Origin of the sequence: Sphingomonas changbaiensis NBRC 104936, from assembly GCF_000974765.1 — a bacterium.
In the GTDB taxonomy this organism is placed as follows: domain Bacteria; phylum Pseudomonadota; class Alphaproteobacteria; order Sphingomonadales; family Sphingomonadaceae; genus Sphingomonas_B; species Sphingomonas_B changbaiensis.
Genome location: NZ_BBWU01000001.1, coordinates 103,596 through 127,653, shown reverse-complemented (window position 1 = coordinate 127,653; position 24,058 = coordinate 103,596). Strand labels below are relative to the sequence as shown.

Genomic DNA, 24,058 nt, shown 5'->3' with positions numbered 1-24,058 from the left:
CCGGGCGGTCCCCCTCCCCTCAAAGGGGAGGATTTGACGCTCGTCTGCGACCCCAATGCGTAAATGTCGATACGCTCTAGGGCCTAAGGGCAGTTCGCCGGTTTCGGCGCCGCATCGCCGGCGCCGCGCACGGCCCAACCGCCGCCGAGATTATAGGCCTGGCCGACGCCGACGCGCTGCATCGCCTGGCAGGCGGTCGCCGCGGCGATCGCTTCGACGGCGACGCCGCGTTCCTGCGCGCGGCTGGTGTAGAGCGCGCGGCGCTTGATGTTGATCTGCTCGACTTCGGCCTTGACCGCGTCCGAGACAGAGCCGCGCACGCCCAGATAGCCGTCCGCGCGCTCGCCGACCTGGCCTGCCGCCATCGCCGCGCTCACGCCGCCGCCCTGCGCCCATGCCGCGCCGGCGAGCCCGAGCAATGCGACGCCAAGACCGCCGAGAATGAGTTTACCACGTCTGGTCATTTCGGAAACAACTCCGGGTTCTGGTCGATGATCTCCTGCGCGTCGCGCTGGAGCTTCACGAGCACTTCCTGCTTCACGTTGACGTTCAGGTTGATCTCGATCGGCTTGTCCGGCGCGGTCACCTGCACGCACCCGGCCGCCCCGATCAGGATCGCCAGAGGTCCTGCCCATCGCATTCCCGGATGGCTCGCACCCCCGATCCGTTGCGTCAACTCATGTCTCTTCATCGCTTATTCTCGCTTGCGGAGGGCTGAACGGGCGGTTTCTCGGCCTGAAAGCCGGGGCCGAGCTGGTCCTGGATCAACAGGCTGGGATCGGAAAAGCTGCGCGCGCTGGCGATGAGGCCGCGGAACGGCGCGCGGATGCGGATGTTGAAGATGAAGGGCAGCTGCTGCAGCTGTTTCGCCAACTGCCCGCCGACGCGGGCGATCAGCCCGGTCGCAACCGGCTTGATCGTGCCGCGGCTGACGCCGTTGAAGCGGATTTCGCTCACCATCTCGCCGTCCAGCTTTCCGTTCAGCTGGATCGACATGCTCTTGTACGCGATCGACTTTAGCGCATCGAACGCGATGCCGCCCCAGATGCCGAGATCTGCGTTCGAGACCTGGCCGTTATAGGCCAGCGTGCCGCCCGGCTCACGCGATGTCAGCGATCCCGCGACGATCCGCCCGCCATCACGATCGAAGATCATCGGCAGGGTGCCGTCGAAAATGCCGGTCGCGTTCAGATTGTCGAACTCGAGCTTGTTGATGAACTTCGCCGCATCGAGCCCGGCGATGTCGAAGGTCAGGTGGCGTGCCGCCTCTTCGGAGAAATCGAGCACGGTCGGGCGCAGGGTGAGCGTCCCACCCGCAAACGGCCAACGCGCGCTGGCGACCGCGACCTTGAAGTCGGGAAGAACGCGGTAGTGCACGACCCCGTCCTCGACCAGGATGCCCGGATTGACCGTCGCCACCGTCATCACCTGGTCCGGGGCCGTGACCAGGCCCAGCAGGTCGGTGAAGCGGATATCGCCTTTGACGCCTGTCACCGGCCCGAACGGCGCCGCAAGCGTGTCGGCCGCGACATGGAACAGGCCGGTGCTGGTCACGCCCTTCGCGTTCCAGTCGATCTGGCCCTTGCCGCTGAGCGTGCCGTTCACGTCCGCAATCACGCCGAGCGTCAGGCGAGTGAGCTTTTCAGGCTGCAGGCCCGGCCCGAATGTGAGGCGGTCGACGCCGATATCGGCGCTGCCGATCCCGCTTCCCAGATCATGGCGCAGATCGACTGCGGCGACGCGCGCGCCGCTTTGCGGCTCGATCAGCGTGCCGGTCGCGGTCAGCGCCTGGCCGCGAATACGGAGCGCGACATCATGCGAGACGAGCGGGTTGAAGCGCGCGGGTTTGAGCGCATCCGACAGTGTCAGGCCGCCCGAGACAGCCAGCCCGCCGTCCGCGAAACGCCAGCGCCCGGCTGCGTCGCTGACGATCAGCGGCACATTGCCGATCTGGCCGGTCGCGCCGGCGAAGCGGCCGCCGATCCCCTGCCCGGGCGTGCTGCTCAGCTCGGTCACCTCAAGGCGGCTGACCCGTTCGGCCGAGCCCAGCCGCGCGGCCAGGTTGGCGACATTGAAGCCAGCGCCGCCGAACCTCACCCGGTCGGCCGCGAGCGTAATCGGGCTCGAGCCGAGCGTCCCGCGCAGACGCGGCGCCTCCACCGCACCGGTGACGCGCCCGTTCGCGACCAGCGCGGGGCCGACCGGGCACAGCCGCAGCTGCGCCGGTTCCAGCTTGAGACCGGAAACGGCCAGGCTCTCGAACCCGACCGGAACACAGCGCGGATTGAGCACCAGGCCAGCCGGTCCCAGTCGCCCTTCGAGCGGTAGCGTCGCGCCTTCGATCCGACCGCCGGCCAGCGGACCGCTTGCGGTCAGCACGGTGCTGAAGCGGCCATTGTCGAACCGCACCGGCGCGATCGCCACCCGCGCGTCGGCCGCCTCGAACGGCGCCATCTGCACAAGGCCGGAGATCGGCGCGCCGGGCGCGCTCTGGTGCAGCTCGGCCAGGATGCGCGGCACTCCCTCGCCGGTCATCGCGATCTGCCCATCGACCTGCACCGTGCCGGCCGCGGGCCAGATTAGCCGCACGCCCTCACCGCCCGAAAAGCGAAGCTGCGCGCCGGCGCCGGTCAGCTCGGCCGAGGCGATCCGCACCGATCCGGCACCTCCGCGGGTCGCGAGAGTGAGGCTCGCATGCATGTCCGACGAACGTCCGGCTGCGGTCGCGACGCGCGTCAGAGCGCGGGCGAGCGGCTCAAGCGGCGTGCCCGCGACGCTGTCGGCCAAGCCGCCGAGCCGCGGCGCGCTCGCGAGCGCCACGTTCTGCGCCGTCAGCCCGCCATCGAAGCGGATGCTGGTGGCCGTAGTCGCCGGGCCCTGATCGAGCCGCTCGGGGCGCGCGGCCTCGATGACATAGCTGCCCCCCAGCTCCGCGTGCGGCGTGCGGGCCGGCGGGCCGGCGACACCCAATCCGACGAGCCGCAGCGATCCGGATGTCCGCGTCGGATCGCCGGCAAAATCGACCTGACCGCGCGCGCCGTCGGCCGACCAGTCCGCGACTTTCACGCCTTCGGAGGCAAGCTTGGCCTGACCGCGCCACCCATCAAGCCCCGGCTGGAGCGTCGCGTCGAAATTGCTGGAGATCGCCGCCACCTGCACATTGCCGCACGCCAGTCGTTGCGCCTTGGCAGGGCCGCTGAAATTCGGCTGGGCCGCGCGGGTGGTCACGCTTCCCTCCAGGCTCAGGGCCGTCAGCGTGCAGCCGCCCAGCGCAAGAACGGGCGCCGCCGCGGTGTAATGCCCGACAAAGGCGTTGGCGAGATTGCCGCGTCCGTCGACGCGAAGATCGACCCGGCCTGCCGGCGTGTCCAGCGCCAGCCGCGCGTCGCTGAGCGCGACCGCAAGATCGGGCAATCGGAACGGCGCCGCGGTGGGGGCAGGCAGCAATTTGTCGACCGCGCCCAGCCGCAGGCGCCCATTCACCAGCCGGCCGCGAAGCCGCACGCCGCCGGCCCGGATTTCCCGGACCTGAGGCGTGCCGAAGGTCGGCGTCAGATCGACCTCGACCCAATCGGCCGTCAGATCGGGAGATTGCGGATCGCCGATGCTGACGCCTTCCAGCCGCTGGGTGCGAAACCCGATCCGTTTCACCTCGTACCGTGCCGGGACGCCGCGCCGCGCAAGTTCGCGGTCGATCAGGTCGGTCGCGATCGGCTTGCGTTCGAGCCACAGTGCGAGGAGCGCCAAAGCCACCACCGCGAGCACGACGATCAGCAGCGTGCGCCCACGCCGCCGCCGCACCGCCGTGACCGGCTCGTCCGGATTGGCCTCAGCCATCACGCGGCATTTGCTCCGTTGCGATCCGCCGCTTAAGCCTGGCGGCCATGACGGGGGAAGACGAAGGGGCAGGCCACCGCGCGCGCCTGCGCGAGCGGCTGCTGCGCGGCGGTCCAGACGCGCTGCTCGACCACGAAATCGTCGAATATCTACTCGCTGTCTTCATCCCGCGCCGCGATACCAAATCGCTTGCGAAACGCTTGCTGAACGAATTCGGTGGCATCGGCGGATTGTTCGCCGCGGATGCCGAGGCGATCGAACGGGCCGGCTTCAGCGAAACGGCGGTGGCATCCTTGAAAATCGTCAACGCCGCCGCTCTCCGGCTTTTGGCCGCAGAGATCAAGACGCGTCCAGTCCTCAACAGCTGGAACGCGCTGCTGGACTATCTCCGGGCCGACCTCGCCCATCTCGGCGTCGAACGGGTGCGGGTGCTTTATCTCAACGCGAAGAACATGCTGATCCGCGACGAGTTGATGAGCGAAGGTTCGACCAGCGAAGCGGCCATGTATGCGCGCGAAGTGATCCGCCGCGCGATCGACCTGCACGCATCAAGCCTGATCCTGGTCCACAACCATCCGAGCGGCGACCCCTCCCCTTCGCGCCAGGACATCGCCGTCACGCGCGACATCGTCGAAGCCGGCAAGCGCCTCGGCATCCAGGTGCACGACCATGTGATCATCGGCGCGCAGGGGCACAGCAGCATGCGCGCGGCGGGGTTGCTCTAGAAGAACACTCCCGTCACCCCCGCGAAAGCGGGGGTCCCGCTTCTTCTTTTTTCGTCGGCCGAGGGAAGAAGGCAGAAGAAGCGGGATTCCCGCTTTCGCGGGAATGACGAGGTAAAGCTACCGCGCCCGGTCCTTCTCCGGATAGTCGTCCGGCGTCACCGTCGACTGGTTCTTCACCGCCTGGTGAATCTGGTCCTCTTCACCCACGCTGGCGTTCGGCGCATCCGCGAGGTCGCCGCCGCCGGCGACAGCATCGTCGTCATAATCCTCGCGCATGTTGCCGCCGCCCGCTCCGGCGCCGGAGCCGCGGACTTCGCCGTTTCGGGCAATGAACGCGGGATTGCCGCGGTCGCTCTGCTCGTCCTCGGGCGTGCGGGCCTGGTTCTTGTCCATCGTGTCGTCCGGCCGGGCGGCGTCGCCGGGCCGCTGGTGCTCGGTCGAGAGGGTGCGCTTGTCGGTCATGCCAGCTTGAACCCTTCCTTGTTCATGGCCATCGTCAGCGCCTTGTTCTTTTCCGGGCTCAGCTTGGCCTTCAGCTTCGGGAAAATCTGGTCCTCTTCCTCGCGCACATGCTCTTCGACGGCGCGGCGGAACTCGCCCACCTTCGCCATGAACGCCGGCGAATCCTTGGGCATATTGTCGAGATCGTAGAGGAACTGCTTCACATAGCCGTGATCGTGGTTGAGGTGATCGGCCTCTTCCGTCTGGCCGGAATCGCGCAGGCACGGATAAACGGCATTCTCTTCCTCCAGCGCATGCTTGGCGAGCGCATGCTTCAGCTGCATCAGCAGCATCGAGCGCTTGGTGGTATTCTTGTCGGTCGTGGCCTGGATCGCGTCGAACAGCTTCAGCGTGGCGGCATGTTCGGCGGCCAGCGCCTCGTCCCAGTCGCCGGCCATCAATGTCGGCGCCTGCACCGCCGCCTTGCGGCCGAGATTGGCCATCAGTCCGACGGCAACACCCGCCGCGGCGGCGCCGATCAGCGCGCCCGTCGAGCTGCCGGACTTGCCATTGTCACGGTTGTTCGATCCGGAACGGGAACGCGTCGATTTGGCCGCAGCTTCGGTCGCCATTGATCATCTCCTCATGGATTGAGCGCCTGGCATCAAAACCCCTGGAGGAAGCGCACGTTCCGTGATCGGAACCCCGCCACCGGCAATGGGTTAACCGGCGCAGACTGCAGGAGAACGATGATGAGAAGCATGATCGCGATTGCATTGCTCGGCATGGCCGGCGCGGGAGTTCCGGCCCTCGCGCAACCAGCGGCTCCAGATCCCGGCTATTACGCCCAGAACAGTGCTGCAACCTATGTGTCCAAGGCGATGTCCGGCGACAATTATGAAATCCAGTCGAGCAAGATGATGCTGGCGATGGCCGCGAATCCCGACGTGCGCCGCTTTGCCCAGATGATGATCGACGATCATACCAAGACCAGTGCCGCGCTGATGGCCGCTGCCAAGCAGGCGAGCCTCGGCAACTCCACCAACCTGCTGCCGCCTGAGGCGGCGATGCTGAAGAACCTGCGCTCGATCGACAAGAGCAAGGCTGAACGCCTTTATGTCGACCAGCAGGTGATGGCGCACGAAAAGGCGCTGGCGCTGCACCAAGGCTATGCCGAACATGGCGACAATCCGGGCCTGAAGGCGGTCGCGGCAGAGGCCGTGCCGATCATCCAAGGCCATCTCGACGAGATTCGCCGCATCCAGACCGCGATGGGCGGTCCGATGCAGCCATGATCAGATCGTCGCCGTCACGCCGCGCTCGGTGATGTAACCCGTCACCAGCCGCGCGGGCGTGATGTCGAACGCGGGATTGTGGACCGCCGAGCCGGTGACTTTCACGGTCGCCAGCTCGCCAGTCTGCATGGGCCCGGTGATCCACGCCAGCTCATCACCGCTCCGGGCCTCGATCGGAACCTCGCTGCCTGACGCGAGGCTGCGGTCGATCGTCGTGTACGGAAGCGCCACATAGAAGGGCACGCCGTTATCGCGCGCGGCGAGCGCCTTCAGATAGGTGCCGATCTTGTTGCAGACATCGCCGTTGGCGGTGACGCGATCGGTGCCGACAATCACCAGATCGACCTCGCCCTGCTGCATCAACAAGCCGCCGGCATTGTCCGCGACGACCGTGTGCGGGACGCCGTGCCCGGCCAGCTCGAACGCGGTCAGCAACGCGCCCTGGTTGCGCGGCCGCGTCTCGTCGACCCAGACGTGGAGCGGCACCCCCCGATCATGCGCGAGATAGATCGGCGCGGTCGCGGTGCCGTAATCGACGGTCGCGAGCCAGCCGGGGTTGCAGTGCGTCAGAATGTTGAGCGGCCGATCGGGATTGCGGGCGTGCAGCTGTTCCAGCAGCGTCAGCCCGTGCTCCCCGATCGCGCGGTTGAGCGCGACATCCTCGTCGCAGATCGCATCGGCCCGCGCGAACGCCGCTGCGGCACGCGCGTCGAGCGGCAGATTGCGGACATGATCGCGCACCTGGTCGAGCGCCCAGCGCAGATTGACCGCCGTAGGCCGGGCGTCCAGCAGCTGCGCATAGGCCGGGTCGAGCGCCAGCGGATCGTTGCGCAGCGCCATGGCCAGGCCGTATGCCGCCACTGCCCCGATCAGCGGCGCCCCGCGCGTCCACATCTCCCGGATAGCCCGGGCCGCCATCTCTGCCGAGGCCAGCTCGACCCATTCGATATCCCAGGGAAGCCGGCGCTGATCGAGGATGCGCACGCCCCGTTCCGTCCGCGCGATCGAGCGGACCCACGAACCGTTCAGGTTCAATGCCGGATGCTCTCGAACGTATCGCCGCGCACCCGGTCGATCAGCTGCGCGCGGAGCCCGGCGGCCCGGGCTGCGTGAACTTCCCGATCGCTGTCGGACAGGAACAGGATATCGGCGGGCGCAACGCCGATCCGTTCCGCGATGCGGCGGTAGGATTCGGGCTCGAGCTTCGACCCGACCGAAAGGTCGAAGAACCCCTCGAAGAGCGGCCTCAGATCGCCGGCCTCGCAATTGCCGAACAGCAATTGCTGCGCCTCGACCGATCCGGACGAATAGACGAACAGCCGCAGCCCCTGTTCGCGCCAATGCCGCAAGGCCATGGCGGCATCGGGGTAGATATGGCCCTTCAGCTCGCCGCGCGCATAGCCGTCGCGCCAGATCCGTCCCTGGATGCGCTTCAGAACCGGTTCCTTGCGATCCTCGTCGATCCAGCGCTCCAGCGTCTCGACCGGCACGCCTTCGCTCTCGTCCGGATGCTCCGCCAGATAGTCCCGCAGCCGCGCGCGGGCATAGGGAAACAGCGTTTCGGCCACGAACGCGATGCTGCACGTCGTGCCCTCGATGTCGGTGAGGATCGCCCGGATCATGCCGGTTCCAGCCGCGGGAAGCGCTCCGCAATCGCGTCGCCGGTGAAATCGCCGACCCAGCCCTCGGGCGTGCGGAAGAAGCGGACCGCCGTGAAATGCGGCCGCGGCCCCATATCAAACCAGTGGCGCATGCCGGCGGGCACGGAGATCAGGTCACCGCTTTCGCACAGCACCGCATAGACGCGTCCGCCCTCGCGCAGCGTGAACAGGCCGGCGCCCGCGACGAAGTAGCGCACCTCGTCCTCGGCATGGCGATGCTCGGACAGGAACTTTGCCCGCATCGCGGCGCGGTCGGGGTGATCGGGGGAGACCGAGACGGTGTCGACCGTCGTATAACCCTGCGCCCGCAACAGCGCGACCTGCGCATCCAGGTCCGCCGCCGGCCAGCGTTCGAAACGGACCCCGATGCCGCCCAGCGTCGTCGCGATCGCGTCGGCGTCCTGGGTTGCGCCGAGCTTGGCGCCCCCTTCGTCGAAGATGGTCAGCCGCGTCATGCCCTGAACCTCCGCTCCGCCAGCTCCGCCTCCGCCAGCCATTCCAGCGCCTCGATCACGCGCTCCGCCTCGGCGATGCTGCGGCCCCAACCATACATCCCATGGCCCCGAATCATAAAGGCCGGGCTGTTGCCGAGGCGCGGCATTACGGCCCTTTCGATCGCGGCTATGTCCTGGCTGTTTTCGACGATCGGGATTGCGACGCTGGTGTCGTGCGTGTCGATGCCCGGCAGCGCCTTCAGCAGTTCGTGCCCGGCAATCGTCCAGTCGTCACCGCTTGCGCGCCCGAGCCCGACAGAGATCGCGGCGTGGCTGTGGAGCACGGAACGGACTTCAGGAAAGGCGCGATACACGGCCAGATGCAGCGCCGTCTCCGCCGAAGGGCGGCGCGGATCGCCCGCGTCGAGCAGCATGATGTCGCCCCGCGTCATCCTTCCCTTGTGCGCACCCGACACCGTGATCGCGATCCGCCCGTCATCAATCCGGGCCGAGTAATTGCCCGATGTCGCAGGGGCCCAGCCGCGTGCGTGGAACGCCTGCCCGACCGCCACCAGCGCGTCGGCTGCCTCTTCGAACGTCATCGGTTCAGTAGGGCGGCTGGCGCCGGGCGCGCTGCGCCTGCCCTGCCTCCGCCCACCATTCGAAGTCGGCCGCGAAGCGCGGGAAGGCGCGCGCCAGCGCCGCGCCTCCCTCGCCGGTCGGCGCGCCGTCCCCGTCGAGCGCAGAGGGTATCTGGCCAACCGTGATCGTGCTCGAAATCACGACCATGCCCATCTCCGACAGCGTGCCGTGCCAGGTGAGGTTCGACCGTGCTCCGCCGATCCGGCCAAGCGAATAGCTGACGATCGCCGCCGGCCGCCAGAACCACTCCTCCAGATAATGGTCGGTCAGGTTCTTCAGCCCCGGCTGAACGCCCCAATTATATTCGCCGGTCACGAACAGGAATCCGTCGGCGGCGCGGATTTTGTCGCCCAGCTCGGCCATGTTGGCGGGCGCCTCTCCGGGCGGAAACTCCTTCAGCCGTCGGTCGAGCATCGGCAGCCCGACCGCTTGCGCGTCGATCAGCTCGACATCATGGCCGCGCCTGCCCAGCTCCGCCACGCAATAGCGCGCGAGCCGGATGCCGAGCCGATCGCGCCGATAGGAGCCGTAGAAGACGAGGAATCTCACCAGCATTTAACTAACCGTTCGGGCCGAGCTTGTCGAAGCCCTCCCTTTCTTTTCTAAGGCGATCATGAACCCCCTCTACGCCCAGATGCCGACCACGATCTTCGAGCATATGTCCGCACGGGCGCGGGAGACGGGGGCGATCAATCTGGGGCAGGGCTTTCCCGATTCGAATGGCCCAGCGGATGTCGTCGATGCGGCCGCGCGCGCGCTGACCGAGCGATCGAACCAATACCCGCCGATGGCCGGCATCCCCGAATTGCGCGAAGCCGTCGCGGCGCACTACCAGCGTCACCAGCAGCTCGATCTCTCGCCCGCCGAGGTGATCGTCACGTCCGGTGCGACCGAGGCGATTGCCGCCGCGATCCTGGCGCTGGTCACGCCCGGCGACGAAGTCGTGCTGTTCCAGCCGCTCTACGATGCCTATCTGCCGCTGGTCCGCCGCGCGGGCGGCGTGCCGAAGTTCGTCCGCCTCGCCCCGCCCGATTGGCGCGTGACCGCGGAAGCACTGGACGCCGCGTTCAGCGAACGGACCCGCGTCGCCATCCTCAACACCCCGCTCAATCCGGCGGCGACGATCATCGGCCGCGACGAGCTCGCGCTGATCGCCGAGCGCGTGATCGCTTCAAACGCGGTTCTGATCAGCGACGAGGTGTGGGAGCATCTCGTGTTCGATGGCCTGAAGCACGTCTCGCCGATGACCTTGCCCGGCATGCGGGAGCGGACGGTGAAGATCGGCTCGGCAGGCAAGATCTTCTCGCTGACCGGCTGGAAGGTCGGCTGGATGTGCGCCGCGCCAAACCTCGCCGCGCCGCCGTCGCGCGCCCACCAATTCCTGACCTTCACCACGCCACCCAATCTGCAAGCCGCCGCCGCCTACGGACTCGCCAAAGACGACAGCTATTTCGAGGGGATGCGCGCCGCGTTCGCACGCTCGCGCGACCGATTGACGGCCGGCCTGCGCGAGGCGGGCTGGGCCGTCCTGCCAAGCCAGGGCACCTATTTCCTGTCGGTCGACCTTGCCGCGTCGGGCCTTGCGCTCGACGACGTCACCTTCTGCGACCGCCTCGTCGCAGAGTTCGGCGTCGCGGCCATCCCGGTCTCCGCCTTCTATGCCGAGGACCCGGTGACCCACATCGTCCGCCTCTGCTTCGCCAAGCGCGACGAGACGCTGGATGCCGCCGTGGAGCGGATGGAAGCAGCGCTGAAGGCGTTGCGCTGAAGGGTGCGTCCGCCCGGCGTCCTTCGGCGCCGGACGGACGTGCTCAAAGCAAATAAGGCAGCGATCTGCCTGCTCAGCGCTTCGGCCGGTGCTTGTGCTTGCCGGTCTTGGCCGTGTCCGTGGCGGCAGCGGAATTGTCGGCCGGGGGCGTCGCCTCCGTCGCGGCGGGCTGGGCCGGATCGGTCGCCGTCGCATCCGCCGGCGGGGTGGCAGCCATCGTGTCGGCCGGGGCGGCAGCGGCGTCGGCGGTGGGCGCCGGCGCGGGCTGGGTGTCTTGCGCGTAAAGGGCCGTGCCGAGCATCGAAACGGCCGCAATGAACAGAATCTTTTTCATCTGGATTTCCCCGTAAAGGTGGAGCGAAGCGGGTTCAGGTCACCCGCCCCGTGCGCACGACCGGCCAATTTCGGTGAACGCCAGATGAACCTCGTTTCGGCCGCGCGACAGTCCGTGTGGCGGTTCCGGGCGAGCCGAAGCTTTGAAACATAAGTCAAGGATTTCAACGACTACTCGGTCCGGCGCACGTCCGAAACGGCTGGCCCGAGTTCGGAGCCCGGACCGCGCCGAGCCGAAGTCCGGTCCGCTTGGCGGGCGCCTTCGGATGGCGCTTGGTGCGCGCCTCACTCCGGGGTGGTATCAGTTATGCTTTCGCGTCTCATTCGCCTGTCGTCGCACGACATGGCCATCGATCTTGGCACCGTGAACACGCTCGTCTGGGTGCGCGACAAGGGCATCGTGCTGAACGAGCCGTCGGTGGTCGCGCTCGAAACCCGGGACGGCGTGCAGAAGGTCCGCGCGGTCGGCAGCGACGCCAAGCTGATGATGGGCAAGACGCCTGCCAACATCCGCGCGATCCGCCCCTTGCGTGACGGCGTCATCGCCGACCTCGAGGTTGCCGAGCAGATGATCAAGCACTTCATCGACAAGGCGCAAGGCGGCCGCTCCATGCTCTCGCGCCGGTCCGAGGTCGCGATCTGCGTGCCGTCGGGCTCCACCTCGGTCGAGCGGCGCGCGATCCGCGATGCCGCGACCAATGCCGGCGCCGGCAAGGTCTGGCTGATCGAGGAGCCGATGTCGGCCGCGATCGGCGCGGACCTGCCCGTCACCGAACCGGTCGGCGCGATGGTCGTCGATATCGGCGGCGGCACCACCGAGGTCGCGGTGCTGAGCTTGCGCGGGCTGGCCTATAGCGGATCGGTGCGCGTCGGTGGGGACAAATTGGACGACGCGATCGCCGCCTCGATCCGCCGCCGCCACAATCTCGTCGTCGGCGAAGTGACCAGCGAGCGCATCAAGCACAAGATCGGCACCGCGGCCGCCGACGAAGGCGAAGAGCCGCACATGAAGGTCAAGGGCCGCGATCTGGTGGCCGGCAAGCCGCGCGAGATCGAGATCGGGCAGAAGGAAGTTGCCGATGCCATCCAGGAGCCGGTCGGGCACATCGTCCATGCAGTGCGCGCGGCGCTCGAGCAGACGCCGCCCGAACTCGCCGCCGACATCATCGACCGCGGCATCGTGATGACCGGCGGCGGCTCGCTGCTGCACGGCATCGACCGCCGTATCTCCAAGGCGACCGGCCTGCCGGTCACGGTCGCGAACGACGCGCTGGTCTGCGTCGCCCGCGGCGCCGGCCGCGCGCTCGAAGACCCGAACTACCGCGGCGTTCTGCTGGCGGCCTGATCGCGAGAGGCGCCGGTCAGAACGAAAGGCCCAGCGTCACCGTCGCGGCGTGGTCGTCATTGTCGGGGCCGTTCGGCACGAAGCTGTACTGGTTGAGATAGCCGACCTCCAGGTTGACATGCTTCGCCAGCGGCGTGGTGACGGCGATGGCGTTGCGCATCCTTTCCTCGCCCTCGACGCGCTGGAAGCTGGTGCTGTTCAGGTCGATGAAGCTTTCGTGGCTGAGCACCAGCGCGGTCTTGTGGCCGGGCCGGAACGGCAGGCTGTATTTGACGTAAGGCCGAAAGCGCCAGGCGGTGCCGTCGATCCCCTCGCGCCAGCGCTGCTCCAGCCGCAGCCGGCCGCTCAAGGTGCCGCCGCCGATCTTGACGACATTGTCGAACGTCACCTGCTCGCGCGCACGGTGCTCCATCACGGTGAAGTCGCCGGCGCTGTAATTGGGATCGTGGGTGTAGCCCGCCCAGAGCGTCACCTTCTTGCTGACGCTGTAGCCGAGCAGCGTATTGCTCTCGATCTCGTACAGGCCGTTGCGATTATCGCTGAACCGCGCGGTCAGGTCCTGCGACAGCTTGAAATTGCCGCCGAGCTTCACCGTGGCAGTCATGCCCGTCCAAAGCTGCGCATCATCGCGCGCCTGGGCCGCGCCGGGAATGAACAGGCCGGCACCGGCAGCCAGCATCGCAAGATATACGCGCATCGTACTGAATCTCCCGCCGCCCACCGCGGCGCGACGGCCGATTATGACACGCAGATTGCAGTTTAAAGACAGCCGCGGAATTTATGACAAATCTGCTGCAAGCGAGAGGGACAGACGCCCCGGTTCCGGACAACATGGACGACTTTTACATGGAATCAGGAAAATTCCCCGCTTCCGAGAAGTCCGGCTTTGCCAATCTGAACAGGGTCAAAGAGCCGCGCCGAGTCCCGACTCGGCGGGTAGAGGTTAGCTGGGCAGAAGCCCTGTAGGACAGCGCGAATGATCCGAGCCGCCCGTGAGGGTGAAATGCGGATATGGCGACTAGGTTTGGCGATATGGCGCTGTCGTGATATGATCGCGTATCGGGCGCCTTACCGAAGCATTCGCCCGGCCGAGAGACATTCGTCGTGCTCCCGCTTATCAGCCTGGAGCAGTCAAATGCCCTCCGAAGACCTTCGACATTGGTATCAGTCCGCGCGTGAGCAGCGGGAACGAGCGTTGGCGGCAACCGACCCTGGCATTCGCGCAACACACCTGGAACTTGCTGCTCATTATGAAGAGTTGGTGGACCGAGTGCGTCGCGATCCTCAGCTCCAATCATCACGCGATGCCATTCGTCGCTCCATCGCGTTGCTGTCTGACACGCGCAGACAGGTGATACCCGCTTGAGCCGCGGCGAACGCGCGACTGGGAAGGCGAACTGATTCTTACGCCGTCCCGATCACCTGGGCTGCGAACCGCTCCATTTCCTCGGCCTGCGGGCTCATCTGGAGGAGGAGCAGGTCGAGGCCGGCGGCTTCGTATTCGGCGATGCGTTCCTTAAGTTGTTCGGGCGTGCCGACCAGGTTGGGGCGCAGGCCGCGGTTGGAAACGGCATATTCCTGGATCTTGAGCTCGCGTTCCAGCTGCGTGCCGGAAAGCCATTGGTCGAAATTCGCATAGCCCGCCGGCAGCTCGCGGACGGTCGTGATCCGCTCCAGCTCCCGCTTCGCCTCCGCCTCGCTGTCGCGGACGATCGCATAGGCAGCCATGCCGAAGGCCATCGGCTTGCCGCCGGCCTTTTCCCGCCGCGCGTTCATGTCGGCGATCTTGGGCGCGATCGCGGCGGGCGGGTCGCCGTGCATCACATAGGCATCGCAAAGGCTCGCGATCATCGTTTTCGCCGATTCGCTCTCGCCGCCGGCATAGATGGTCGGCTTGCCCGCCGGCTTCGGCGCGCAGATCGCGTTGTCGGTCCGATAATAGCGGCCGTCGAAATCGAACCGGTCCTGCGTCCACAGCCCGTCGACGACCTGAAGCCATTCGGTCGTGCGCGCATAGCGGTCGTCATGCTGATCGAATTGCAGCCCGTACTGCTTCGCCTCGTCCGCCCACCAGGATGAGACGACGTTGAGCGCGAGCCGCCCGCCCGAAATGCGGTCGATGTTCGCCGCCGCCTTCGCGAACAGCGCCGGCTGGTGGAAGTTCGGCCGGACCGCGACCATCAGCTCCAGCTTCTCAGTCACCGCCGCCAGCGCCGCGGCGGTCGACCAGGCATCGAGCGCCGGCTGTTCGACGCCCTTGATGTCGTTGAGGTTGAGTTCGGCGATCAGCGTCAGGTCATAGCCGATCTGCTCGGCGCGCTGGGTGAGGCGCTTCACATAATCCCAGCTTGCGTCCATCCCCTCGTCGGGCACGTTGCGCAGCCAGCCGCCGAACACCGGCATCCAGAAGCCGTACCTCATGCGCGCGCGATCCTTTGCTGGAGATAGTCGACCAGGTTTTCATGCGGGTCCCAGCCGAGCACCGTCAACGGGTCGGCCACGAAGTTGGACAGCGCGTTGATGTCGTAGAAGCGGGGCGCGCCGTCGCGGTCGTCGATCATCACCTCGATCCCGCCCACGTCCAGCGCCATCGCTTCCGCGATGCGCTCGGCAGCGGCGATCAGCTGCGGATCGGGATCGGCGCGGGTCAGCTTGATGTTGCTGTCGGCAACGCAGGCATCGGCCGGGCACAGGTCGAACGCGCCGCCGCCCTCCACGTCGATCGCGTACAGGAATTTGCGGTCGAGCGTCTCCAGCCGGGTGATCCGGCCGCCGCGTGTCGGCACATATTCCTGGACCAGCAGCACCGAGTCGATGCTGGCCGGAAAGCCGTTCTCGGCCGCGACGACCTTCAGCTCCGACAGGTTGTCGTAACGCACGATGCCCGCGCCCGAGCCGCCGATGTTCGCCTTGACCACGATCGGGAAGCGCAGCCCGTCGGCGGCAGCAACGACGTCGGCCGCGCGGTGCACGACGCGAGTCGCGGGAATATCGAGGCCAAGCGAGGCGATCAGCGACAGCTGCCGCGCCTTGGATGAATCGATCGCGAACGCCCGTCCGCCATTGATGATCGCCGCGCCCTGCCGCTCCCACTCGTCGAACAGCGCAGCGGCATAGAACAGCGGATGCTCGGCCGAACGCAGGAAGCTCGACTGGGCCAGCCGGTTCAGGATCAGCGGCGCAGGCGGCGGGCTCGCGCCCGGCACGAAGCGGTGATCGTCGGCCTGAATCGCGACATAATCGACGCCGCGCGCGTCGAGCGCCGCGAACAGCGGCCGGAACCAGAGGGGGTGTTCGTAGAGGATCGCGAGGTCGGCCATCGGCAGGCGCTATGGCCATGCGGCCAGCCCCAGGCAAGCGGCAAGGATTTGGAAAGAGCTTTGCGGCAGAAGGGCTTGGCGATGAAGCGGTTGAGCTCTCTCGAAACCCTGGGGCTGTGGGCCCGGTCCCATCGCTGGGCCGATCTGCGCCGGTTTCCGCGCAACGAAGCCGACGACGTGTTCGCCGGCCTGACGATCCGCGGCCGCAACCACATCGTGCGCCTGTATAACTGGTCGGCCGGGGGCGCCTGCATCGACCTTCCCGGCTCCGCCAAGCTGGGCGAGCGCGTCCACCTGGTCTGCGGCAAGCTCCGCCGTCACGGCCGCGTCGCCTGGCTCGCCAGCGGCCGTGCGGGCGTCGAGTTCGATTCCTAGCCGCTCAGGCTGACCTGCGCCCCTTCGCAATCGAGCATGCGCGCCAGCAATGTCCCGTGCTGCTCCTTCGGCGGAGCGGTGAACGTCACCTTGCCCGCCTCGTAAAACCCGCGCAGGTCGTCCAGATTGAAGCCGAGCTGGCACGATCCGGCCGGATTCTCCGCGCTCGCGGGGTGCAGCGCCAGCACCGTCTCGCCGGTGTCGACCTCGCTCCAGAACGGCGACGTCATCTTGACCGCGAAACCGAAGGTCTCGCTGTAGAACGCGACTGCCCGATCCATGTCGGCGACGAATTTGATGACGTACGACAGGCGTGCCATCCATCCCTCCTCTTCACGCGCCGCCATAATCGCACCAGAGGGAGCAGAATGCGATGCATCTCGACCGCAGAACCTTCCTCGCCGCGAGCGCCGCGATGTTGAGCTTTCCCGCCGACGCCGCCATCGCGCCCCTGGCGCCAGGCGCCCGCATCGCGCCCGATCGCGAGGAGATGATCCCGGTCGAAGGCGGCCGGGTCTATGTCCGCATCAACGGCGACCTGACGGGGCCGCGACCGCCGATCGTCTTCGCGCACGGCGGCCCCGGCAGCTCGCATTGGTATTGGCTGAATGCGACCGCGCTCGCCGACGAACGCGCCGTGATCCTCTACGATCAGCTGGACAGCGGCCGGTCCGATCACCCCGGCGATCCGGCCAATTGGACGGTGGCGCGGTTCGTGAGCGAGCTGCCGACGATCGCGCACGCGCTGGGCATCACGCGCTGGCACATGCTGGGCGCCAGCTGGGGCGGCACGCTCGCGCTCGAATATGCGGCGCGGCGCCCGGCCGAGCTTGCCAGCGTCATCATCCAGTCGCCGCTTGTCTCGACCGATATCTGGATTCGCGACGCCAACCGGCTGAAGGACGCGATGCCGCCCGAAACGCGGCGCCTGCTCTATCTCTGCGACACGCCCGGCGCGGCGTCGCAGGCGGAATGCGAGGCGGCAACCGACGCCTTTTACGCGCGCCACGTCCGCCGTTTCGATCCGCCGGCTGCCGTCCAGGCCTATAAGGACGCGCTGCCGCGGAGCTTCAGCCCCGATATCTACAATCATATGTGGGGCCGCGCGGAATTCACCGCCTCCGGCACGCTGAAGGATTATGACGGCCGCGCGCTGCTGAAGCACCTGGACGGCAAGCGCACGCTTTTCGTCGCGGGCGAGCATGACGAGGCCATCCCGTCGACGATCGCCGCCTTCGCCGAGGAGGCGGGCGCAGCATTCCGCGAGGTGCCGGATGCCGGGCACACGGCGATGAACGACAATCCGGAAGCCTATCTGGCGATCCTGCGTCCGTGGCTTGCGGCGCACGATCAGGGCTAGCGATCAGCAGGCCTGGCGGATCGGCGTTTCCTCTTCGGCCGCCTGCCGGCCCGGCCGCTCCGCCATCAGCGCGCGCACCAGCGGCTGCATCTTGGCGTCGAACTTAGCGAGCATCGTGTGTTCGTCGGCGGTGTCGAAATGGCTGACAAGCTCGCGCCCGTTCCATTTGTGAAGCGCGAAGGCCGGGGGATCGGCGATGATCATCGGGCGGTTGTCGGGCTGGTCGGGATCGATCGGGGCAAGGTCCAGCGCAACCTGCGGCGCGGTCGACGGGCAGATCGACACCGTGGTGCCGCGCCAGGCGGCGCTGATCGGGCGATGCAGATGGCCGCAGATGATGCCCTTGACCTGGGCGTGCCCGGCGATCGTGTCGGCGAACAGCGTCACCCAGGGCTCTTCGGGATCGGTCGTCATCCATTCGATGCCGACGTCGACGGGCGGGTGATGCATCACGATCACCGTGTCCCGGTCCGGTTGTTCCGCCAGCCGCTCGCGAAGCCAGCGCGCCCGCGCTTCGCAGAAGGCGCCGCCGTGCCGCCCCTCCTCCAGCGTGTCGATCACCAGGAAGCGGAGCTTGCCGGCGTCGACCTCATATTGCACGAACCCGTCCGGCATCGGGATTTCGGGGAAATGCTCGGCAAAGGTTTCGCGCTGATCGTGATTGCCGACGCAAGGCCAGACCGGAAAGGGGCAGATGCTAAGCGCATTCCTCAAGCGGCGATAGCTTTCGCCATCGCCGCGATCGACCAGGTCGCCGGTCGCAAGCAGCAGGTCCGGCATGGGGTTCATGCCGGTCAATAGTCGCAGTACCTGATCCAGCCGCTTCCGATTGAACTCGGCCGGATTGTCTGGATCGAACCCCAAATGAATGTCCGTGATCTGCGCGATCAGCATGTCACCCGCCTAGCATGCCCAAGCCACTCCCCCTTCAGCCTGGTCGCGCCCCTATACGCAATCCGGGCCAACGAGTGGTTAAGCGTTCCCCTCAGCGCCAGCGGACCTGCAGCATCGCCACCTGGTTCGCCGGCTCCGTCTTCCTGCCCTTACGCTTGAGCACCCAGGGCGCTCCCTCGTCGGCGTGGTAATCGTGGCACATCGCGCATGACGAAGCTGTGCCGGAACGCACAAGCTGCGCCGTGTGCGCGCCGTTCTGGCCGGTGTGGCAGGCCTGGCAGGTGGTCAGTGTCGGCAGAAGCAAATCACTGGCCGTGTTCGACTTTTCGGCAGCATGGCAATCGCGGCAGCCCCAGCGGCGCGATCCGTCCGCGCCGCGCACATCAAGATTGATGTGGGCGCGGTGATCGAACCAGCCATTCCGCAAATAGCGAGTCGGCTGCGCGACCGGCGCGATTCGCACGCCGTCCGGCCCGCCCATGCCGACCGTGTGGCATTCGCCGCAGACGCCGCCCGGAGCAAAGGTTGCGCGGATCAGCGCATCGCCCTTGCCCGGCAGCAGCGCCGCCGCGCGCGCCAGGTCCGCCGAACGCCGCTCGGCATTGACCTCGCCCGGCCGCGCACGGGTGTAGCGCGCGATCGGCAGGCCGGTCGGCCGGAAGCTGCCGCCCGATCCGTAGAAAGCACGGATATCGGCGATCACCTGCGCCGGCTGGCCGTGCGGCAACTGGCGGACCGTGCCGCCGATCGTCTGCAGGCCGAGACTGTGGCAGCTCTGGCACGCAGTCTCCATCCGGACCGGTTGGTAGCGCGTGCCGCTCGGATCGGTCTTGTGGCAGTCCTCGCAGTCCATCCCGGGCCCCTGGCCGGGCGACACGTTGCGCCACATTTCCGCGATCCCGTTCGATGTCGACAGATGCTGGGCGTGGGTGAATTTCAGCCCGTCCGGCATCTTGATCGGGCCGCTCATCACCGCACGTTGCATCTGCCAGCCGAGCAGCGGATTGCCGCCCGATCGCGCGTCGCGCTTGGCGAACGGCACCGGATGGGCGGTGTCATAGCCGGCCAGGATCAGCGGCTTGAACGGCGGATGCTGCAGGCCGAAATCGGTCGCGCTGCCGATCGCGCTCTTGAACCCTGCCGATTGGAGGCGGCCTTGCAGCCCGTTGTGGCAATCGGCGCAAAAGGCCTGCTGCGTCGCCGGCATCGGGCCCGCGCCTTCATGCTCTGTATGGCAATCGACGCAGCGCCCTTCGGGCTTGTTGAAGCTGTGCTTGAAAAACGCCTTGATACGACCGCCCAGATTGTCCGGCCCTCCCCGCGCCACGGCCAGCAGCTTTTCCGGCGCATGGTCGTAGGCGGCAGGCCCCGGCCGGCCGGGCCCGGTCATCGCCACACGCTGCAAGCCGGTCGCGGCGCGGCCGTGCGCGTCAGTGTGGCAGGCCTCGCAGGCATCGTCGCGGACGGCGACGAAGGCGTCGACATGGCAGGCCTGGCAGTCATTCTCAAGGTCCGCATGCGCCTTGCTGAGCGCCCCGGTTTCCCATGTCTTGTCGCCGTGGAAACCGGCCGGCCGGATCTTCTCGCCATGGGCACTGGCATAGGTGTAGATCGGCCAGGCCAGGAACGCGGCCAGGATCAGCGCGACGAACGTGTAGGCGCTGACCCGCTTTCCCGGCAGCAGGCCGCGGATCGTGAAGACGGTCTGCTGATCCTTTTCCTCAGCGGAATCGGACAGCGCCTCGACACGCTCCACGGTGATCGCGATCGTGCCGTCGTCGCTGCCGAGCTTCAGCCGGTGATTGCCGAAGCGGAGCTCCGCGCCGGTCGAGGCAGGCTCGATCTCCGCATGCATCACGGTGCGGCCGTCGAAGCCGAAGCCGAGCCCGGAAATGGAGTCGACGGTGACCCGGCCCGGCGAGGTTTCCTTGATCACGGCATGGCGCGGCTCGACCGCAAGATCGGCGAGATGGACGTCGTTCTCGCTCAGGCGCCCGACGCTGATCTGGTCGCCCGGCACCAGCTTTTCGCGCGGAATTTCACGGCCTTCGGACGTCCGCGCGATCGTGATGATCTTGAAGCCCATTTTGCCCCCGTCCGCCCGATCACCAGTAGAAGAAGACCGAGACGATGTGCGCCGACAGCGCCGCGATCAGCGCGAAGGTGATCGGCACGTGCACGTACAACCAGATTTCCAGCAGCGCCTTCAGCCGCAGATGGCGACGGACCCGCAGCAGGATCGAGCCCTTGCGCTCCAGCAGGCTGTCGATCCGATCCAGCGGATCGTCGGCAAGCTTCGGACGGAACGCGGCGCCGCGGCGAAGCTCGGCCTGGGCAGCGCGGGTCGAACAATTGGAATAGCGGCCGGTCAGTCGCGCCCAGAGACCGCCGCCGAACGGGTCCTGCTCCAACGAGGACTGGACCAGGTCCGCATTCTCCTGATCGAGCGGCTGGGCGGCCTCGTGCAGCTGCCGGTCGATCGAGCGCAGCGCTTCCAGCATCTGCGTCTCGGTCATCATTTCGCGATTGTCGCTGAGCGCCTTCGGCAGCGCGCCGTACATGCTGATGCCCCAGATGCCCGACAGGATGACGAGCATCATCAGCGCATAGGCCAGCGTGTGCACGTTCCAGCCGAACTGGAAGCCGGTGTGGAGCGTCGCGATCACGATCAGCGACAGGCCGAGATAGACGTGCGCCGACGTCCAGGCCTTCAACGACCAGCGCCCGCGCGTCATCGCCCGCTTGCGCACGCCCAGCAGGGTCAGCCAGAGGATCAGCAGCGCCCCGATCGTGCCGAGCACATAGCCTTCGGCGCTGCCGCCATTGGGGTGCGGCTGCACGTCGATCATCAGATAAGCAGCAATTGAGATTCCGCAGATCACGGCGGCGATCTTCGCCCAGCGGAAATTCCGATAGCGCAGGAATCCGTCATGCGAGCTCGTCCGCTCGCGCCGGCTCGCACTGGGCGGGTTCTTGACCATCAGCATGTCACGCCTCCAGTCGCGCCACCGTCAGGAATTCGTCCGGCGAAACACGGATCGCGGCGCCGGTCGGGCAAGCGCGGACGCAAGCCGGGCCGCCCTCGATCCCCGAGCACATGTCGCACTTGATCGCTTTTTTCGGCTTCTCGCCCTTCGAATTCTCGACCGACCATTCGTGGCTCGGCTCGCCTGGTCCCGGTCCGAGGCCGAGGAACAACCAGCTGAGCAACGACGGCTTCTTGGGCGGAACCTTGTCCATCCGGATCACGCCATAGGGGCAATTGCGCTGGCAATTGCCGCAGCCGATGCAGGTATCGTCGATGAACACCTCGCCGTCCGGCCCGCGATGGATCGCGTTGGGCGGGCAATCGGCCATGCAGTGCGGATGCTCGCAATGCCGGCACGAGGTCGGCACGTGCAGGTGGGCGTAGGTCTTGCCCGCCTCGCGATCGAGCCGGCTAAGCCCGTCATGGCTGTCGGCGCAGGCCTTTTCGCAATTGTCGCAACCGACACAGAGATTTTCGTCGATCAGGAGAACGTCGGTCGCTTCGCCGATGCCCTCGTCGATCAGGAACTTCGCCGTCTGCGAATACAGGTCGACCGCGCCCGAGAAGCTGTGCTTGCGCTCCTCGACGAACGAATTGACGATGCGCCGCGCTTCCATGTCCTGGCGGACGCGCTGCTCCAGCGCGGGCTTGCTCGCCATCAGCCGGGCAAAGGCTTCGCCGGGTAGGCGGATCACGTCGGCCTTGATCGCGGCCTTGACCGTTGCCGTGCGCAGGCCGCCGTCGATCAGCGCCATCTCGCCGACGAACGAGCCGGCCGGGACATAGCTCAGGAACACGGGTTTGCCGCCGACCGTCTTCTCGACGATCATCGAGCCTGAGCGGATCACGAACACGTCGCTGCCTTGCTCGCCCTCGGTAATCACCGCTTCGCCGGCCTTGACGGTCCTGACCTCGGCGCCGGCGACGACTTCGGCGACGTCCTCCTTGGTCAACCCGGCCTTGAACAGCTGCAGCAGCTGCCGCTCGATCGAGATGCGGGTGATTTCCTTCTGTGCGGACGGCACCTGGCGCTGCAGGCGCAGCGCGGCGAGGCGCGAAATCTCGACGATGATGCTCTTCTCGGCCGCGCGGATCGTGGCGCCGCGCGTGCGACCGGAGATCAGTCCGACCTCGCCGAATATTTCGCCGGTGCCGATCGGCACGGTGATCGACGGGTCCTGCGGATTGATTTCGACCAGCACCGACCCTTCGGCGATCGCGAACAGCGAATCCTCGCGCGCGCCGCGAACGAAGATCACTTCGCCCGGCCGATACATGCGCACGTCGGAATCGAGCATGAACTCGCGCATCTGCAGCGGCGAAAGACCCTGGAGAATGCCGATATTGGTGCGCAGCAGCTCCAACCATTCGGCGACGTCGCGGCCTTTCGGCAGGCCCGCGAATTTCTTTTCGAGGATCGGCTCGTCGGCGGGCTTCAGCGCGGTATTGCCGTTGATGAACTCGACGACGTCATAGCCCTGATTCATGCAATGCTTGATCAGCGGGTATCCCGCGAGCGCACCGATCACGAAGATGCCGGGCACGGTCGATTCAAACGTCGGCGACAGCACCGGATAGGCAAGCCGATCGTTGCTGGTGAACTGCACGCCGGTGCCCGCCTTCACGCCGCGCATCATCTTGCCCGGATTGCGCGGGTCCTCTTTCTCCTCGAACTCGGCGCAGCACGCCTCGACGAACGCGCGGGGCGGCGCCGAGCCCATGCGGGCGATCACGCGGTCGCAGCGGATCTTCAGTTCGCCGTCGCGCGTGTCGAACGTGATCCAGCCCTTTTCGACCTTTGCCGGCGTGCTTTCGGTCAGCACCTGCATCCGCCCGGCGTCGCGCGCGCCGAGCAGGGCGGCAACGTTCGGCCCTTTCGCGGTCGAGAATTCCGCCGACCGGTTGCACAGGCTGACGACGTTTCCCTGGGCGACCTCGGCGGCGAGACCCAGCGCATTTTCGATGCCCGCATCGCCGCCGCCGACGACGGTGATGTGCTCGTCATTATATTCTGCTGGATCGTCGAGCGTGTATTGGACCACCGCGCCGTCCTCGATCGGGCAGCGCATCAGGTTCGGATTGCCTTGGGTACCAATCGCCAGGATCACCGTTTCCGCCTTCACTTCGCGGCCGTCGGTCAGCTTCAGCGTGAAGTCGCCCTTGGCGCCGGTGATCGCCTTCACGTCGGCGTGATGCATGACGTTCACGCCATGCTTGGCGGTCTGCTCGTCCCAGGTGCCGAGCACCTTCTCGCGCTTGCCAGCATCGAAATCGAGCGGCGAACGCAGGGCAAGCTGCACCGGCGTCGCCATGACGTGCTTGCCCTTCTGGTATTTGTAGATGGTGTCGGACAGATGGTCCGTCTTTTCGAGCAGCACATGGCTCAGGCCCAGCTCTGCGGCCCGGCCGGCCGCACTGAGGCCCGCAGGTCCCGATCCCACGATTGCGATGCGGAAAGCGTCCGACACGCCTCTTCCCCCCAGAAAATCACACTGACCTGCCCGTCCGGTTCTCGCCGGTATCGGACAATGGTGCGGCCCCACCCCTTCTTACCAAAGTCCGATCGGTTCGCTAGTGACTGAGGCCACAAAAAACGACGG

At 66.9% G+C, this 24,058-nt stretch carries 25 protein-coding genes; 6 read left to right on the top strand and 19 right to left on the bottom strand.

What is annotated here, in order from left to right:
• Positions 1–83: 83 nt before the first annotated feature.
• The 3 genes from SCH01S_RS00605 to SCH01S_RS00595 are packed head-to-tail and all read right to left on the bottom strand — an operon-like array spanning position 84 to position 3,837.
• A complete protein-coding gene (locus SCH01S_RS00605) occupies positions 84–464 on the bottom strand; it encodes a DUF1318 domain-containing protein (RefSeq protein WP_046346805.1) in 381 nt (126 codons plus the stop codon).
• Complete coding sequence (locus SCH01S_RS00600) at positions 461–640, bottom strand: YnbE family lipoprotein (RefSeq protein WP_046346804.1); 180 nt, start codon at positions 638–640, stop codon at positions 461–463. The genes SCH01S_RS00605 and SCH01S_RS00600 overlap by 4 nt, the downstream gene beginning before the upstream one ends.
• Before the next feature lie 47 nt (positions 641–687).
• Positions 688–3,837, bottom strand: coding sequence for an intermembrane phospholipid transport YdbH family protein (locus SCH01S_RS00595; protein ID WP_046346803.1), 3,150 nt, complete (start codon positions 3,835–3,837; stop codon positions 688–690).
• A 47-nt stretch (positions 3,838–3,884) separates the two neighbouring features.
• Between SCH01S_RS00595 and radC the strand changes: the two genes are divergently transcribed.
• Positions 3,885–4,562: a RadC family protein gene (gene radC / locus SCH01S_RS00590; RefSeq protein WP_046346802.1), complete on the top strand. Its 678-nt coding sequence runs from the start codon at positions 3,885–3,887 to the stop codon at positions 4,560–4,562.
• A gap of 117 nt (positions 4,563–4,679) precedes the next feature.
• Here the strand turns inward: radC and SCH01S_RS00585 are convergent, their stop codons facing one another.
• Positions 4,680–5,024 carry a hypothetical protein gene (locus tag SCH01S_RS00585; protein WP_046346801.1) on the bottom strand — a complete coding sequence of 115 codons (345 nt, stop codon included), beginning with the start codon at positions 5,022–5,024 and terminating at the stop codon, positions 4,680–4,682.
• Positions 5,021–5,635, bottom strand: coding sequence for a hemerythrin domain-containing protein (locus SCH01S_RS00580; protein ID WP_046346800.1), 615 nt, complete (start codon positions 5,633–5,635; stop codon positions 5,021–5,023). The genes SCH01S_RS00585 and SCH01S_RS00580 overlap by 4 nt, the downstream gene beginning before the upstream one ends.
• 117 nt (positions 5,636–5,752) lie before the next feature.
• Between SCH01S_RS00580 and SCH01S_RS00575 the strand changes: the two genes are divergently transcribed.
• Positions 5,753–6,298 carry a DUF4142 domain-containing protein gene (locus SCH01S_RS00575; RefSeq protein ID WP_084689316.1) on the top strand — a complete coding sequence of 182 codons (546 nt, stop codon included), beginning with the start codon at positions 5,753–5,755 and terminating at the stop codon, positions 6,296–6,298.
• Here SCH01S_RS00575 and mtnA read toward each other — a convergent pair whose 3' ends face one another.
• Genes mtnA through SCH01S_RS00550 form a run of 5 tightly spaced genes read right to left on the bottom strand, consistent with a single transcriptional unit; the run spans position 6,299 to position 9,590 of the window.
• Complete coding sequence (mtnA, locus tag SCH01S_RS00570; RefSeq protein WP_046346799.1) at positions 6,299–7,333, bottom strand: S-methyl-5-thioribose-1-phosphate isomerase; 1,035 nt, start codon at positions 7,331–7,333, stop codon at positions 6,299–6,301.
• On the bottom strand, positions 7,330–7,920 hold the full coding sequence (mtnC, locus tag SCH01S_RS00565; RefSeq protein WP_046346798.1) for an acireductone synthase: 591 nt from the start codon (positions 7,918–7,920) through the stop codon (positions 7,330–7,332). The genes mtnA and mtnC overlap by 4 nt, the downstream gene beginning before the upstream one ends.
• Positions 7,917–8,414: a 1,2-dihydroxy-3-keto-5-methylthiopentene dioxygenase gene (locus tag SCH01S_RS00560; RefSeq protein WP_046346797.1), complete on the bottom strand. Its 498-nt coding sequence runs from the start codon at positions 8,412–8,414 to the stop codon at positions 7,917–7,919. Before SCH01S_RS00560 ends, mtnC begins: the two co-directional genes overlap by 4 nt.
• Positions 8,411–8,995 (bottom strand): methylthioribulose 1-phosphate dehydratase, encoded by a 585-nt coding sequence (gene mtnB, locus SCH01S_RS00555; RefSeq protein ID WP_046346796.1) that lies wholly within the window; start codon positions 8,993–8,995, stop codon positions 8,411–8,413. The genes SCH01S_RS00560 and mtnB overlap by 4 nt, the downstream gene beginning before the upstream one ends.
• A gap of 4 nt (positions 8,996–8,999) precedes the next feature.
• Positions 9,000–9,590: an NADPH-dependent FMN reductase gene (locus SCH01S_RS00550; RefSeq protein ID WP_046346795.1), complete on the bottom strand. Its 591-nt coding sequence runs from the start codon at positions 9,588–9,590 to the stop codon at positions 9,000–9,002.
• A 58-nt stretch (positions 9,591–9,648) separates the two neighbouring features.
• Between SCH01S_RS00550 and SCH01S_RS00545 the strand changes: the two genes are divergently transcribed.
• Positions 9,649–10,803: an aminotransferase gene (locus tag SCH01S_RS00545; RefSeq protein WP_046346794.1), complete on the top strand. Its 1,155-nt coding sequence runs from the start codon at positions 9,649–9,651 to the stop codon at positions 10,801–10,803.
• Positions 10,804–10,876: 73 nt separating this feature from the next.
• Here the strand turns inward: SCH01S_RS00545 and SCH01S_RS00540 are convergent, their stop codons facing one another.
• A complete protein-coding gene (locus SCH01S_RS00540; protein ID WP_046346793.1) occupies positions 10,877–11,137 on the bottom strand; it encodes a hypothetical protein in 261 nt (86 codons plus the stop codon).
• Positions 11,138–11,443: 306 nt separating this feature from the next.
• On the opposite strand from SCH01S_RS00540, the gene SCH01S_RS00535 reads away from it, so the two are divergent.
• On the top strand, positions 11,444–12,481 hold the full coding sequence (locus tag SCH01S_RS00535) for a rod shape-determining protein (protein ID WP_046346792.1): 1,038 nt from the start codon (positions 11,444–11,446) through the stop codon (positions 12,479–12,481).
• A gap of 16 nt (positions 12,482–12,497) precedes the next feature.
• Here the strand turns inward: SCH01S_RS00535 and SCH01S_RS00530 are convergent, their stop codons facing one another.
• The 3 genes from SCH01S_RS00530 to SCH01S_RS00520 form a co-directional block, all read right to left on the bottom strand.
• Positions 12,498–13,178: a DUF2490 domain-containing protein gene (locus tag SCH01S_RS00530; RefSeq protein ID WP_046346791.1), complete on the bottom strand. Its 681-nt coding sequence runs from the start codon at positions 13,176–13,178 to the stop codon at positions 12,498–12,500.
• A gap of 707 nt (positions 13,179–13,885) precedes the next feature.
• Entirely contained in the window at positions 13,886–14,902 is a 1,017-nt protein-coding gene (locus SCH01S_RS00525; RefSeq protein ID WP_046346790.1) for an LLM class flavin-dependent oxidoreductase, read from the bottom strand.
• Positions 14,899–15,801, bottom strand: a complete 903-nt coding sequence (locus SCH01S_RS00520) for an ATP-grasp domain-containing protein (protein ID WP_046346789.1) — start codon at positions 15,799–15,801, stop codon at positions 14,899–14,901. Before SCH01S_RS00520 ends, SCH01S_RS00525 begins: the two co-directional genes overlap by 4 nt.
• A gap of 81 nt (positions 15,802–15,882) precedes the next feature.
• Between SCH01S_RS00520 and SCH01S_RS00515 the strand changes: the two genes are divergently transcribed.
• Positions 15,883–16,176: a PilZ domain-containing protein gene (locus SCH01S_RS00515; RefSeq protein WP_046346788.1), complete on the top strand. Its 294-nt coding sequence runs from the start codon at positions 15,883–15,885 to the stop codon at positions 16,174–16,176.
• Here the strand turns inward: SCH01S_RS00515 and SCH01S_RS15635 are convergent.
• A complete protein-coding gene (locus SCH01S_RS15635) occupies positions 16,173–16,496 on the bottom strand; it encodes a VOC family protein (protein ID WP_157032749.1) in 324 nt (107 codons plus the stop codon). The genes SCH01S_RS00515 and SCH01S_RS15635 overlap by 4 nt on opposite strands.
• 53 nt (positions 16,497–16,549) lie before the next feature.
• Between SCH01S_RS15635 and SCH01S_RS00505 the strand changes: the two genes are divergently transcribed.
• Positions 16,550–17,536 carry a proline iminopeptidase-family hydrolase gene (locus SCH01S_RS00505; RefSeq protein WP_052733688.1) on the top strand — a complete coding sequence of 329 codons (987 nt, stop codon included), beginning with the start codon at positions 16,550–16,552 and terminating at the stop codon, positions 17,534–17,536.
• 3 nt (positions 17,537–17,539) lie between these two features.
• Here the strand turns inward: SCH01S_RS00505 and SCH01S_RS00500 are convergent, their stop codons facing one another.
• The 4 genes from SCH01S_RS00500 to SCH01S_RS00485 all read right to left on the bottom strand — a co-directional run bounded on the left by SCH01S_RS00500 (position 17,540) and on the right by SCH01S_RS00485 (position 23,926).
• The gene (locus tag SCH01S_RS00500) at positions 17,540–18,430 is read right to left on the bottom strand and encodes a phosphodiesterase (protein ID WP_046346787.1); all 891 of its coding nucleotides are present in this window, start codon (positions 18,428–18,430) and stop codon (positions 17,540–17,542) included.
• 91 nt (positions 18,431–18,521) lie between these two features.
• A complete protein-coding gene (locus tag SCH01S_RS00495; protein ID WP_046346786.1) occupies positions 18,522–20,516 on the bottom strand; it encodes a cytochrome c3 family protein in 1,995 nt (664 codons plus the stop codon).
• Positions 20,517–20,535: 19 nt separating this feature from the next.
• On the bottom strand, positions 20,536–21,417 hold the full coding sequence (locus SCH01S_RS00490; protein ID WP_439645788.1) for a hypothetical protein: 882 nt from the start codon (positions 21,415–21,417) through the stop codon (positions 20,536–20,538).
• 1 nt (position 21,418) lies between these two features.
• The gene (locus SCH01S_RS00485) at positions 21,419–23,926 is read right to left on the bottom strand and encodes a cyclic nucleotide-binding domain-containing protein (RefSeq protein WP_046346785.1); all 2,508 of its coding nucleotides are present in this window, start codon (positions 23,924–23,926) and stop codon (positions 21,419–21,421) included.
• Between the last annotated feature and the right edge of the window lie 132 nt (positions 23,927–24,058).

Bases quoted from the DNA above. Each gene is read 5' to 3' on its own strand.
- SCH01S_RS00605 (WP_046346805.1), bottom strand. From the start codon at position 464: ATGACCAGACGTGGTAAACTCATTCTCGGCGGTCTTGGCGTCGCATTG.
- SCH01S_RS00600 (WP_046346804.1), bottom strand. From the start codon at position 640: ATGCGATGGGCAGGACCTCTGGCGATCCTGATCGGGGCGGCCGGGTGC.
- SCH01S_RS00595 (WP_046346803.1), bottom strand. From the start codon at position 3,837: ATGGCTGAGGCCAATCCGGACGAGCCGGTCACGGCGGTGCGGCGGCGG.
- radC (WP_046346802.1), top strand. From the start codon at position 3,885: ATGACGGGGGAAGACGAAGGGGCAGGCCACCGCGCGCGCCTGCGCGAG.
- SCH01S_RS00585 (WP_046346801.1), bottom strand. From the start codon at position 5,024: ATGACCGACAAGCGCACCCTCTCGACCGAGCACCAGCGGCCCGGCGAC.
- SCH01S_RS00580 (WP_046346800.1), bottom strand. From the start codon at position 5,635: ATGGCGACCGAAGCTGCGGCCAAATCGACGCGTTCCCGTTCCGGATCG.
- SCH01S_RS00575 (WP_084689316.1), top strand. From the start codon at position 5,753: ATGATGAGAAGCATGATCGCGATTGCATTGCTCGGCATGGCCGGCGCG.
- mtnC (WP_046346798.1), bottom strand. From the start codon at position 7,920: ATGATCCGGGCGATCCTCACCGACATCGAGGGCACGACGTGCAGCATC.
- SCH01S_RS00560 (WP_046346797.1), bottom strand. From the start codon at position 8,414: ATGACGCGGCTGACCATCTTCGACGAAGGGGGCGCCAAGCTCGGCGCA.
- mtnB (WP_046346796.1), bottom strand. From the start codon at position 8,995: ATGACGTTCGAAGAGGCAGCCGACGCGCTGGTGGCGGTCGGGCAGGCG.
- SCH01S_RS00550 (WP_046346795.1), bottom strand. From the start codon at position 9,590: ATGCTGGTGAGATTCCTCGTCTTCTACGGCTCCTATCGGCGCGATCGG.
- SCH01S_RS00545 (WP_046346794.1), top strand. From the start codon at position 9,649: ATGAACCCCCTCTACGCCCAGATGCCGACCACGATCTTCGAGCATATG.
- SCH01S_RS00540 (WP_046346793.1), bottom strand. From the start codon at position 11,137: ATGAAAAAGATTCTGTTCATTGCGGCCGTTTCGATGCTCGGCACGGCC.
- SCH01S_RS00535 (WP_046346792.1), top strand. From the start codon at position 11,444: ATGCTTTCGCGTCTCATTCGCCTGTCGTCGCACGACATGGCCATCGAT.
- SCH01S_RS00530 (WP_046346791.1), bottom strand. From the start codon at position 13,178: ATGCGCGTATATCTTGCGATGCTGGCTGCCGGTGCCGGCCTGTTCATT.
- SCH01S_RS00525 (WP_046346790.1), bottom strand. From the start codon at position 14,902: ATGAGGTACGGCTTCTGGATGCCGGTGTTCGGCGGCTGGCTGCGCAAC.
- SCH01S_RS00520 (WP_046346789.1), bottom strand. From the start codon at position 15,801: ATGGCCGACCTCGCGATCCTCTACGAACACCCCCTCTGGTTCCGGCCG.
- SCH01S_RS00515 (WP_046346788.1), top strand. From the start codon at position 15,883: ATGAAGCGGTTGAGCTCTCTCGAAACCCTGGGGCTGTGGGCCCGGTCC.
- SCH01S_RS15635 (WP_157032749.1), bottom strand. From the start codon at position 16,496: ATGGCACGCCTGTCGTACGTCATCAAATTCGTCGCCGACATGGATCGG.
- SCH01S_RS00505 (WP_052733688.1), top strand. From the start codon at position 16,550: ATGCATCTCGACCGCAGAACCTTCCTCGCCGCGAGCGCCGCGATGTTG.
- SCH01S_RS00500 (WP_046346787.1), bottom strand. From the start codon at position 18,430: ATGCTGATCGCGCAGATCACGGACATTCATTTGGGGTTCGATCCAGAC.
- SCH01S_RS00495 (WP_046346786.1), bottom strand. From the start codon at position 20,516: ATGGGCTTCAAGATCATCACGATCGCGCGGACGTCCGAAGGCCGTGAA.
- SCH01S_RS00490 (WP_439645788.1), bottom strand. From the start codon at position 21,417: ATGCTGATGGTCAAGAACCCGCCCAGTGCGAGCCGGCGCGAGCGGACG.